Raw genomic sequence first — 12,296 nt, 5'->3', positions numbered from 1 at the left:
GCGCCGGAATCACGTTCGCGCAGGCGAGCGTCCTATTTGGCCGATATTTTCGCGGTGCAGCATCTCATAAGGCAGCCTTAAGCTGAGCCGTCTTTTTCGCGATCTCGCGGGAGGACCAACGATGCTCACCAAGATGCCTCTGTTCCGGAACCGGTCCCGATGATGGCGCTCGTGCGCGTCGCGCTGACGCGACCGCTGACCTTCATCGTCATGGCCGTGCTCATCTTCGGTCTGGGAATTTTGTCCGTTCTGCGAATGCCGGTCGACATTTTCCCGCGCATCGGTGTGCCGGTCATTGCGACGGCCTGGACCTATAACGGGCTGTCGCCCGAGGACATGGCCGGGCGAATCATCAATCCGTTCGAGCGTGTGCTGACCACGACCGTCAACGACATTGACCGGATCGAGAGCCAATCGATGAACGGCGTAGCGGTCGTGCGCATCTACTTCCAGCCCAATGCCGATATCCGCACCGCGACGGCGCAGGTGACCTCGATTTCGCAGACCGTCCTACGGCAGTTGCCGCCCGGCATCACGCCGCCGCTTATCGTCAATTATGACGCCTCGACGGTGCCGATCGTGCAAGTGGCGCTCTCCGGCGAGGGCTTGAGTGAGCAACAGCTTTATGATCTCGGCACCAACCAGATCCGGCCCCAGCTTATCACGGTGCCGGGCGTCGCCATGCCGTTCCCGTTCGGCGGCAAACAGCGCCAGATCCAGATCGACATCAACCCCGAGGCGCTGAGATCGAAGGGTCTTTCGGCCAGCGATGTGGCGGCTGCGATCGCCGCGCAGACCCAGATCACGCCAGCCGGCTTCGCCAAGGTTGGCGGCCTCCAGTATAATGTTCGTCTAAACAGCGCGCCGGGCTCGGTCGAGCAACTCAACAGTCTCCCGGTCAAGACCGTGAACGGCGCAACGATCATCATGCGCGATGTGGCGCAGGTGCGCGACGGCGCGCCGCCGCAGACCAATATCGTGCAGGTCGAAGGCCAGCGCTCGGTGCTCATGACAGTGCTGAAGAGCGGCGCGGCCTCGACGCTCACCATCGTCGACACGATCCGCAACCGCATTCCGCTGATCGTAGAGGGTCTCCCCGACAACCTGCGTGTTCAGCTCATCAGCGACCAGTCGGTGTTGGTGAAAGCTGCGGTATCAGGCGTCGCGTTCGAGGGTGTGCTGGCCGCGGTCCTGACCTCCCTGATGATCCTCCTGTTTCTCGGCTCGTGGCGATCGACGGTCATCATCGTCATCACCATTCCGCTGGCGATCCTCGGCGCGATCTTTGCGTTGGGCGCTACAGGGCACACACTCAATATCATGACGCTGGGCGGTCTTGCGCTGGCAATCGGTATCCTCGTCGACGACGCGACGGTGACGATCGAGAACGTCAATTGGCACCTTGAGCACGGCAAGCCGGTGCTGCGCTCGATTATGGACGGCGCGGCGCAGATCGTGGCCCCGGCCTTCGTCGCCGTCACCTGCATCTGCATCGTGTTCGTGCCGATGTTCTTCCTGCCGGGCGTTGCCGGCTATCTGTTCGTGCCGATGGCACTCGCCGTCATCTTCGCGATGATCGCTTCGTTCATCCTGTCGCGCACCCTGATCCCGACGATGGCGATGTATCTGCTGCGTCCGCATCATCATGGCGAGGAGGACGCCAAGGCTACCTCACGTAATCCGTTGGTTCGTTTCCAGCATCGCTTTTCGCGCTGGTTCGATGGTCTGCGCGACCGCTTCGCAACGCTGCTCGCGCGCGTGCTCACCGCGCGCCGGATCTTCATGCCGGCCTTCCTGGGCGTCATGCTTGCCTCGCTGCTGTTGATCCCGACGCTTGGACGAGACTTCTTCCCGAGCGTCGATGCCGGACAGATTACCATGCACGTTCGCGCGCCGGCGGGGACGCGGATCGAAGATACTGCAGCGCTGCTCTCGCGCGTGCAGGCGCGGGTGCGCGAGATCATTCCCGGCAAAGAGATCAAGACGATGGTCAGCAATGTCGGGCTGTCTTCGGCGCCGCTCAACACGATCTACAACAACAGCGGGACGGTCGGGTCGAACGATGGCGACCTCATGATTGCCCTTGGCGAGGAGCGCACGGCGACGGCGGATCACGTCGCTGCGTTGCGCCGGGAATTGCCCAAAAGCTTCCCCGGAATCGACTTTGCTTTCCTGCCCGCCGACATCACCAGCCAAATCCTCAATTTCGGATCGCCCGCGCCGATCGACATCCAGGTGCGCGGCCGCAACGTTGCCGCGAACGAAGCCTATGCCCAGAAACTTCTGAAGCGCCTTCGCGGCGTCCCCGGCCTCGCCGATGCGCGTATCCAGCAATCCTCGCGAGCGCCGCAGCTTGACGTCGACATCGATCGCGCGCGCATCGCTCAATATGGCCTGACCCAGCGCGACGTCACGACCAATGTCGCGACCGCGCTCGCCGGGACACAGCAAACCGCGCCGGTCTATTGGCTGAACCCTGAGAACGGCATCTCCTATCCCGTCGTAGCGCAGGTGCCAGAACTCGACGTCGATACGATCGCGGCGATCGAGTCACTGCCGGTCCTGCCCTCGGGCGGTGGCGCTTCGCAGACCCTGGGCGGGCTTGGCGGCGTGACCCGCAGCACGACGATCAATGTCGCGAGCCGCGCTAACATCCAGCCAGTCGTCAACATCTATGCAACGCCGCAGGCGCGCGATCTCGGCGCAGTGGTGGGCGATGTTCAGCGAATCATCTCCGACCTCGATCAAGATCGGCCAAAGGGCGTCACTGTAACCATCGCCGGCCAGTATCAGACCATGAACCAGGCGTTCAGCGGGCTAGCGCTAGGGCTGATCGGGGCCGTCCTGCTCATCTATCTGGTGATCGTCGTCAACTTCCAGAGCTGGGTCGATCCGCTCGTCATCATTGGCGCGTTGCCCGCCGCCTTCGCCGGCATCGTCTGGATGCTATTCCTAACCGGGACGACCATTTCGGTGCCGGCGCTGACCGGTGCGATCATGTGCATGGGCGTCGCCACGGCCAACGCCATCCTCGTCGTCAGCTTCGCGCGCGAGCGTCTCGCAGTGCTGGGTGACGCCACCCAGGCAGCGATCGAGGCGGCGTCGGTGCGGTTCAGGCCGGTGCTGATGACGGCGTTCGCCATCATCATCGGCATGGCGCCTATGGCGATCGGCATCGGCGAAGGCGCCGAGCAGAACGCGCCGCTCGGCCGCGCCGTCATCGGCGGGCTGATCTTCGCGACGGTGGCGACGCTGCTGTTCGTGCCTGCCCTCTTCAGCTTCGCGCACCGCAAGGGCGCGCCCTCCGCACCTGGCAAGGAGCTTGAACTCCAGCATGTCTGATCGACCTTTCCATAAACGGCGCTCCAGCCTCTACGGCGCCGGCGCTGCCATGCTCGTGGCCGCGCTCGTCGGCGGCGGCCTCGTGTCGCGGGGCGCCGCGGAACGCGAGCAGGCCGAAATCGCAGCGGAAAACGCCTTGCCCACGGTCGCCGTCGCGCCGCCCAGGCCGGGTCAGCCGGGTGAAATCGTCCTGCCCGGCAATCTCGATCCCTATAACAGGGCTGCGATCAACGCCCGCGTTTCGGGTTATGTGCGCGAATGGAGGGCGGACATCGGCGACCGCGTTCGGCGCGGCCAGACACTTGCGATACTCGACGCCCCAGAACTCGACCAGCAGCTTGCGCAGGCGCGTGCGGCCTATCGGACCGCGACCGCCGATCGCAGGCTGGCGGAGACCACCGCCACACGCTGGGATGGTCTGTTCAAGAAGGATGCGGTGTCGCGCCAGGAGACTGACGAGAAGCAGGGCCAGTTCGCGTCGGCCGATGCCCGCGCGCAGGCAGCCCAGGCCGATGTCGGGCGGCTGAGCGCGCTCAGCGGCTTCACCCGCTTGACCGCGCCGTTCGACGGCGTTGTCACGAGCCGGTCGGCGCAGCTTGGCGCGCTGGTCAGCGGGACAACGCCCGGCGCCGAGCCGATGTTTACGATCGCCGATGTCAGCCGGCTGCGGCTCTATGTGCGCGTTCCGCAGGCGGTGTCCGGCCAGCTCGCACAGGGAACCCGCGCAACGTTCACCGTGCCAGAGCGGCCCGGCGAGACCTATCAGGCGTCACTGTCGCGCCTTGCTGATGCGGTCGATCGCCAGTCCGGGACGATGCTCGTCGAGTTTCTGGTCGACAATCGCAATGGCCGCTTGCGCCCCGGTGCCTATGCCGAAGTGCATATCGCGCTGCCTGGCGGTGAAGGCACGTTGCAGATTCCCGCAAGCGCAATGATCCTCGGGTCTCAAGGGGCGCAGGTGGCTGTCGTCGATGGCAGCGGCGTGGTCGCGCTGCGTCCCGTCATGCTCGGGCGCGATCTCGGACCGACGATCGAAATTCTGAACGGCCTCAAGCGCACCGATCGGGTTGTGCAAACCCCGCCCGACGCACTGGCCGCAGGAGACCGGGTGCGGGTCGTGCCCGCAAAGCAGACGTCGGCGCCCAATGCGAAGCCCTAGCCTCGTCGCGCTGGCCGCGCTCGGCCTGGCGGGATGTTCGACGCTCCCGCCGATGCAGACCCCTTCCGTGGCGACGCCGGCGCAGTTCCGGCATGCCGCAGGCTGGTCCCACGCTGCGCCGGGCGATCATCTTGATCGCGGAGAGTGGTGGAAGGGGTTCGGCGATCCGGTGCTAGATGGCCTCATGGGACGGCTCGACGAGCGCACCCCGACCTTGGCCGCGGCGCTCGCGCGCTATGACCGCGCTCTGGCCGCGGCTCGCGCGACCCGCGCCGACCTATTCCCCAGCGTCGATCTGTCTGGCAGTGCGTCGCGCGAACGGCTGTCCTCCGGACGCCCGATCGGCCCCGGCACGCCGATCATCGCCAATCAATATATCTTCGGTATTGGCCTCAACTATGAACTCGACCTGTGGGGGCGGGTCCGCAACAGCGTGCGGGCGGCGCGGGCGGACGCGCAGGCTCAGGAAGCCGCCTTGCATTCGGCGCGGCTCAGCCTGCAAGCCTCGGTCGCCGACACCTATATCCAACTACGCGCCATCGATGCGGAACAGGGATTGCTTGCGCGCACCGTCGCCGCCTTCACCCGCGCCGATGACCTGATCCGAACGCGCTATGAGGGCGGGATCGCCTCGGGGGTTGATCGCAGTCGATCGCTCGCGCAACTGGCCAATGCCCGCGCGCGTTCGGAAGCATTGAAGGCGCAGAGGTCTGCGCTCGAACACCGAATTGCCGCGCTCGTGGGCGAGCCGGCCTCTACTTTCACGATCGCCCCCGCCGAGAACAAGCTGACTCTGCCTGAATTCCCCGCTGGTCTTCCCTCCGAACTGCTCCAGCGCCGCCCCGATATCGCCGAGGCGCAGCGCCGGCTCGTGGCGGCGAACGCGCGGATCGGGGTCGCGCGCGCCGCATTCTATCCCAGCATCAACCTGGGCCTTGGCGCGGGTTATCAGGCAACCGAGGCGCCCGTCATCAGCGCCGACACTCTGTTCTGGGGGCTCGGCCCGGTCAGCACGCTGCTCAACCTGTTCGATGGAGGTCAGCGGCGCGCGCGTCTCGCTATCAGCCGTGCGGACTATGCCGAACTCGCGGCCGCTTATCGCCAGACCGTTCTCGACGGGTTTCAAGAGGTTGAGGACGGATTGTCACGGTCCAACGCGCTGGCCAATCAGGATCGCGAGCAGCGTATCGCTACTGGCGCCGCCGCGCGCGCGGAACAGCTTGCGTTCGATCGCTATCGGGATGGTGCGGCGGACTATCTGGAAGTCGTCACTGCCCAGACCGCGGCACTCTCGGCGCAGCAGGCGAGCATCGCCGTGTCGTTCGATCGCGCCCGAACGGCGATAGCGCTGGTCCGTGCTCTTGGCGGCGGAACCCCGACCGCGACATGACAGGGAAGCGCCGCCTTTCACGCCGAGAGCTGCTACAACTTAGCGGGATGATCGGTATCGGTTATGGTGCCAGTGTTTATCTACGTGCAACCGCACCACTTGGGATCGATGTCTCGACGAACACGACGGCTCAGGCTCTCCTTCATGATCCCGGTGGCCCAATGGAAGGCCCTGAAGATGCAGATCTGCGCGTCGTCGTGTTTACCGACTATCAATGCCCAGCCTGTCGCCGGGCAGCGCCGGAACTCGATAGTGCGATGCGGGAGGATGGCCGGATCGAGGTCGCATACAAGGATTGGCCAATATTCGGCGACACCTCCAAACAGGCAGCGCGGGTGGCGCTGGCGAGCGAACCTCAAGGGCTTTATTTCGAAATCCATCATGCATTGATGCGTGAACATGGCACGCTCACAGAGGCATTGCTGCGTGCGATCGTCGAGCGGATGGGCGCCAATTGGGCGCGCCTCACCGGTGACCTTCAAGCAGGGCGAGACAGAATCCAAACCGCTTTGGCGCTAAACGCGACCCATGCTTTTGCTCTCGGCATTGCCGGCACGCCCGCATTCCTCGTTGGGCCTCTGCTGGTGAAAGGGGCACTAAGTCGGTCGGAATTTGCGAAAGCCTTTTCGGATGCCCGAGCCGAACTTCATGGCTGATCTCGTGTTCAACACCCCTATCTCGATATCCGCATCATATCGCAGCTAAGCTGCGCGCTCGCGCTATGGCGACTAGACATAATAGGTCCGGAAGCGCAACTCGCTGGCGCCGAGGGGGTCGTGTTCGCCCCCCCTGCGGCACCCGCGCTGGCGCCTCGAAGCGGCTCTAACGTAGTGCCACAGCGTAGGTATAGTGCTCATCATCATCGGGCGTGGCCCGCCATTTCGCCTTGGGCCGCCGTTTGCCGCCGCTTCCTACTCTAAACCCGCAGCCGCTACGCCATTGAGCCCCGCAGACCGCCTGATTGACGGCTTGTGGGACATTCTCCTGTCCGCTTCAGGGCAACTGAGGGTGGAAGCAGACACCGTAGGGCCGACCATAATCATCACCCGCCGCACCGAGCCCGAGTTCATGGCTGCCGGGTATTTCAAAAGATGCTAGGGTCGAGATGAACAGAAAAGGGATGGTACGGGGGCGGATGACGTATTGGAATGACAAGGTTGCCGACGCGGCACAGCTGCGGCTGTTCGTCCCCGGCGATGGCTGGCGTGCGTTCAAGGACAAGATGAACGCGGAAGGCGACCGTGTTGAAGAGCCGGGCACGCAGCGCGCAATTGAAAGCAGTCTCTTGAACGTCCTCAATGCCACGAACGTCGTCGTGCTAACCGGAACGGGATCATCGTTCGCCGCATCCAACGCGGCCGACAAGCTCACGCCGGCCGGCATGTGGGATGTGTGGAAAGCCGTGGAAGCGAAGGTCGGCGCTGAAGCCTTCAAGGCTGTGTGCGATACGTTCGCCAGCGCCAAGATTGAGGATAACATCGAGCGGCTGCTGACGCTCTGCAAACTCTATCTCGAACTGCACGAGACGGCTGTCGAGGATGAAACCTATTTGAGAATCGACGGGTTCGTGAAGGCCGCCGAGAAGGCGATCCTAGCCCGTGTCGACTTCGTCGACCGAACAACCAATCTCGATGCCCATGCTGGCCTCATCCAGAAGATCGGCCGTCGCGGTGTCCGCAAGGCGCGCTCGAAGCTCTTCACGACCAACTACGACCTCTGCTTCGAGGAAGCGGCGCGCCGACATCGTTTCACCATCATCGACGGATTCTCGCACGGTCTCGATCAGGTCTATGACCGCAGCCACTTCGAGTTCGATATCGTCCGCCGCTCGGGCCAGCGGGAGGCACCCGACTATATCGAGAATGTCTTCCACCTCTACAAACTGCACGGCTCGCTCGACTGGCGCAGACAGGCATCGGACATTTTCCGCTCGCGCGGCCCCGAGGGCAACCCGGTCCTCATCTATCCCCGCTCGAGCAAATATCAGGAAAGCTTCGAAGCGCCCTATCTCGACATGATTGGCGCATTTCAGGCTGCATTGCGCGAGCCCGACACGGCGGTGCTGATATCGGGGTTCGGGTTCAACGACGATCATATCAGCCGGCCGATCCTGTCAGCGGTAGAAGCCAATATGTCGCTTCGGCTCGTGATCTGCGACCCCGCCTTCATCCCCTCGGCCAATCTGGACGGAGGAGATCAGTCGCTGACAGCGGTAGCGGAGCCCAAGAACCAGTTCCTCGCAGCGTTCAAGCGCATGGTGGCCGGGGGCGACGCACGGATCCATCTGATCAACGGTCGCTTCCAGGACTTGGTCTCGGCTTTGCCCGATCTGATCGGCGAGACCGATCGCGAACGGCATATGCAGCGTGTCCGCACGCTCAGGGACGGCATGGACGTCAAGGCGTGACGCGCGTCAATCCGATTAATCCCGATCGCTACATCGGCACGATCACGCAGGTGACGGCCTCGTATGTGCATGTGAATTTGCCCAACGCCGCAGCGGTCCCGGAACGGCGCGGGCTTTCGCTGGGCGCGGTCGGCGATTTCGTGTTCGTCGACTGCGAGCGGTTTCAGATCCTGGGCAGGATCGTCGAGACGAAAATACCCGATGCCGAGCGGCTTACGGTTGAGCCGTCGCTCGGGAAGACGGCAGTCACCAACCCGATCGGTCGTGTGCAACTCCTCGCTGCGGTCGAGCAACGCTCGAACAAGCTGCGGCGCGGCTTGCCGGATTTTCCGAGAATCGGCGACGGTGTGTATCTGGCCGAGCCGAGCCAGCTAGCCACGCTCATCCGCAATGCAGTCGTGAATGAAGACGAGCTGACGTTGAGCATTGGCCGGATCGATGCCGCCGACGGCGTCGATGTTTGCCTGCCGCCGGAGAAAATCTTCGGTCGGCACTGCGGTGTGTTCGGTGCCACGGGCGGCGGTAAAAGCTGGACGGTCGCCACGCTGGTGCAACAGCTTAAGAAAGCCGGTGGCCGCGCGATCGTCCTCGATCCCACCGGTGAATTCGCCGAGATGGGCAATGTTGACAATGTTTTCGTCTTCGATGCGCCCGTCGGTGCCGCCAAGCTGGTGCACTTCCCCTACCGTCAAGTTACCGAGGACGACTTGTTCTCGCTGTTCCGACCATCCGGGCAAAGCCAGGGACCGCGGCTTCGCGAGGCCATCAAGAGTCTGAAGCTCGTCGCCGCCGTTGGCACGGCCGTCCCGAACGGTCTGCACATCAACAATGGCCTAGTTGAGAAGGCAGGACGGCCCCGTTCGGCCTATTTCAACGCGCTGCAGGCGCATGCCGTCCGACTGCACAATCCGGCTTGCGATTTCGATATCACCAACCTTGCCGAACAGGTGAAAAATGAGTGCGTGTGGGGAACCGGGAGGAACAACCCATCGAATTTTGGCGATGGCGACCAGACGTCACTCGGCTATTGCGAGTCTCTGATTGCGCGGGTCAACACCCTCCTCGCATCGCGAGAACTCGAGTGCATTTTCCGGACGCGGGGCGCTTCGCTCGTCACCGAACTCCGCGCATTCCTGGCGGATGACAGCCGGGATATCGCCGTTATCTCGTTCAAGGACGTGCGGTTCGAGCACAATACGCGCGAGATTCTGCTCAACGTAATTGGCCGCTTCCTGCTGGCGGAAGCGCGGGGCGGTGCCTTTAGGACGTCGCCGCTTGTCGTGTTCCTCGACGAGGCGCACCAGTTTCTCGGACGCTCGGTCGGCGACGACTATAGCTCGGTGAAATTGGATTCCTTTGGTTTGATCGCCAAGGAAGGTCGCAAATATGGCCTGACCTGCGTTCTCGCCACACAGCGCCCACGCGATATCCCGCAGGATGTCATGAGTCAGCTCGGAACATTGTTTGTCCATCGCCTGACCAACGATCAGGATCGTGAGACGGTCGAGCGGGCCTGCGGTGACCTCGATCGCGGCGCGGCGCAGTTTGTTCCGATGCTGGCACCCGGCGAAGCTGTCGTGATTGGCCCGGACATTCCTGCCCCCGTTCCGTTGTTCATCCACCCGCCGGAGTATCCGCCTGACTCAAAGGGCCCAGAATTTCAGAGCTTCTGGAAAGCGCGACGGGCGCGGGCTGCTCTGGCCTCAGCACAGTCCGCTGCCAACGCGAGCGACGCGCTAATTGTGGCGGAGCTTGGGAATGTGCCGGCCGCCGTCGCTGCTGTCACCGCCCCGGCTGTTCCTGCGCCGAACCCGCAGTTTGATGGCGATTTTGACGATGAGATTCCGTTCTAGGCGGCACTACGCTGACGGGGGCGCGCCGGATTTTGATTGTTCATTCGCGCATGATCAGACGACTTGAAACACGAGTGGCGAGATAAGTTTCGAGACATATTATAAACGCGCATGATCTGGCGGGTAGACCGTGACGGGGTAGATTAACGGATGTCGATCAAAGATGACCTATTGAGGAAGGGCTACCTTCCTGAAAATCTTCCTCCGACATTCACGACTGATGCGCTGGGCATTTACCTAGCACAAAAACGCACTTGGTATTCCCAGTCTCGCGATGCCGTTCGCGCGGCTACCTACAATGCGTCCAAGCGCGGAATGACGCGGCGAGTTTTTTCACTCGTACATCCCGAAACCGGCCACGATTTAGCAGAGTGGCCTGCTGCCGGTTTGGCGGACACCGAGATAGGCTCAATCAGGCTAGACCAGCTTCCCGTTCGAAATCTATGGGGCTGAGATAGCCAAGGGTCGAGTGCCGCCGGGTCGGGTTGTAGAAGCATTCGATATAGTCGAACACGTCGGCCTTCGCCTGGGCTCTGGATCGGTAGACCTTCTTCCCGATCCGCTCGGTCTTGAGGGATGAGAAGAAGCTTTCCATGGCGGCATTATCCCAGCAATTTCCGGACCTGCTCATCGAACAGGTGACGCCATTATCTGCCATGAGCCGCTGGAACTGCTCGCTCGTATATTGGCTGCCCTGATCCGAATGGTGCAGCAGGGCGTCGGGCTTGCCACGCCGCCAGATCGCCATGATGAGGGCATCCGTGACAAGCTGTGCTGTCATGGTGGCGCTCATCGACCAGCCTACTACTCTGCGGGAGAACAGGTCGATGACGGCGGCCACGTAGAGCCATCCTTCTGCGGTCCAGATATAGGTGAAGTCTGCCACCCATTTCTGGTTGGGCTTATCGGCCGTGAACTGGCGATCCAGCACATTGCCAGCAATGACGGATCGCTCGCCCTGATCTTTGGGAAGCCCGCGACGACGCGGACGCGCCCGAAGGCCCTGATCGCGCATCAGCCTCTCGATCTTGTGCAGACCGCATTGATAGCCTTCGGCGAGAAGGTCGTGCCAGACCCGACGCGCACCATAGGTGCGATAGCTGCCGATATGGCTGGCCCTGATCCTGGCGCCGATCTCCTCATCATCGCGCGACCGCTGCGACGGCGCTCGCGTCAGCCAGGCATGAAAGCCGCTTCGCGAAACACCGAGCGCCTCGCATATCCATGCCACCGGCCAGATCCCTCGGTGCTTCGCGATAAAGGTGAATCTCATATCGAGTCCCTCGCGAAGTAGGCGGCGGCTTTTTTTAGTATGTCTCTTTCCGCCTTCAGCTTGGCCACTTCGCGGCGCAGCCGCTCTATCTCCAACTGCTCCGGCTTCATCTGGCCATTGCCGGGAAAGGCCTGAACCGGATCGGCGGATAACTCCCGAACCCATTTACGCAGCACATTCTCGTGCACATCAAGATCGCGGGCGGCCTGCGCAACCGCGACACCCCGTTCCCGAACCAATCTTACCGCCTCAAGCTTGAACTCGCGGCTGAACTTCCTTCTCTGCATTCCTGCTCTCCGATAGGTGAAAACACCTTATCTCGGTGTCCACCAAACCGGCAGCAGGCCAGAGTTCATTTCAAATCGGGAAATTGAACTCACTAGGTTCTTCCAACTAAGTCAGTTTAGCCTATCTGTACCGCGCGTGACGCCCGATGGTGAGCGCGCCGTCGAAATCGCGACGCATTCAGAGTTGGAGTCAGCCCGCCTTGGGAGGCTCGCGCCTTACCGTTTCGTCGCAAAGACGGACATCTCACGATTTTATCATTCGATCTATACCCACTCTATTCCATGGGCCTTTCACGGTAAGGCGGCTTCCAAAGCCGATCGGCGCGCGAACTCCGCCAACCTCTTCATGAACCGGCTCGATCTCATCCTTCGGGCTGGGCAAGATGGACAGACAATCGGGATCCCAGTTGGGCCCGACGCCTCCCGCTACATTGCCGAAGTGATCTGCACCGCTATTGTGTGGATGTCAGAGCTAATTGGCATGGTTCTGTCAGCGGTAAATGTCATCACGGCCAAGCTATTGCGACTGCCCTTCCGAAAGGCCCTCGCCGAACACCCATTCGGCGAACAGCGGACGCAAGTCCC

Annotated in this window: 8 protein-coding genes; 7 read left to right on the top strand and 1 reads right to left on the bottom strand. The window is 62.4% G+C overall.

Annotation, left to right across the window (positions count from 1 at the left end; all coding sequences use genetic code 11):
• Positions 1 to 159: 159 nt before the first annotated feature.
• From EWH12_RS11480 to EWH12_RS11455, 6 genes are all read left to right on the top strand, one after another.
• Entirely contained in the window at positions 160 to 3,342 is a 3,183-nt protein-coding gene (locus tag EWH12_RS11480; RefSeq protein ID WP_129926657.1) for an efflux RND transporter permease subunit, read from the top strand.
• Positions 3,335 to 4,501: an efflux RND transporter periplasmic adaptor subunit gene (locus EWH12_RS11475; RefSeq protein ID WP_129926656.1), complete on the top strand. Its 1,167-nt coding sequence runs from the start codon at positions 3,335 to 3,337 to the stop codon at positions 4,499 to 4,501. The genes EWH12_RS11480 and EWH12_RS11475 overlap by 8 nt, the downstream gene beginning before the upstream one ends.
• On the top strand, positions 4,488 to 5,891 hold the full coding sequence (locus tag EWH12_RS11470) for an efflux transporter outer membrane subunit (RefSeq protein WP_129926655.1): 1,404 nt from the start codon (positions 4,488 to 4,490) through the stop codon (positions 5,889 to 5,891). Before EWH12_RS11475 ends, EWH12_RS11470 begins: the two co-directional genes overlap by 14 nt.
• 47 nt (positions 5,892 to 5,938) lie before the next feature.
• Complete coding sequence (locus EWH12_RS11465; protein WP_165363618.1) at positions 5,939 to 6,547, top strand: DsbA family protein; 609 nt, start codon at positions 5,939 to 5,941, stop codon at positions 6,545 to 6,547.
• A gap of 449 nt (positions 6,548 to 6,996) precedes the next feature.
• Positions 6,997 to 8,298 carry an SIR2 family protein gene (locus tag EWH12_RS11460; protein ID WP_207212393.1) on the top strand — a complete coding sequence of 434 codons (1,302 nt, stop codon included), beginning with the start codon at positions 6,997 to 6,999 and terminating at the stop codon, positions 8,296 to 8,298.
• A complete protein-coding gene (locus EWH12_RS11455) occupies positions 8,295 to 10,151 on the top strand; it encodes an ATP-binding protein (RefSeq protein WP_129926653.1) in 1,857 nt (618 codons plus the stop codon). The genes EWH12_RS11460 and EWH12_RS11455 overlap by 4 nt, the downstream gene beginning before the upstream one ends.
• 412 nt (positions 10,152 to 10,563) lie before the next feature.
• Here the strand turns inward: EWH12_RS11455 and EWH12_RS11450 are convergent.
• Positions 10,564 to 11,711, bottom strand: a protein-coding gene (locus tag EWH12_RS11450) for an IS3 family transposase (protein WP_129926652.1) whose coding sequence is annotated in 2 segments (ribosomal slippage) — positions 10,564 to 11,453 and positions 11,453 to 11,711 — 1,149 coding nt in all. Because the reading frame shifts where the segments join, the coding sequence is not laid out codon by codon here.
• A 16-nt stretch (positions 11,712 to 11,727) separates the two neighbouring features.
• Here EWH12_RS11450 and EWH12_RS22220 point away from each other — a divergent pair.
• The coding region (locus EWH12_RS22220; protein WP_165363617.1) for an RNA-directed DNA polymerase at positions 11,728 to 12,296 on the top strand (569 nt) is incomplete at its 3' end.

Source organism: Sphingobium cupriresistens (genome assembly GCF_004152865.1).
Classification (GTDB): domain Bacteria; phylum Pseudomonadota; class Alphaproteobacteria; order Sphingomonadales; family Sphingomonadaceae; genus Sphingobium; species Sphingobium cupriresistens.
This window is presented reverse-complemented; position numbering and strand designations above follow the sequence as displayed.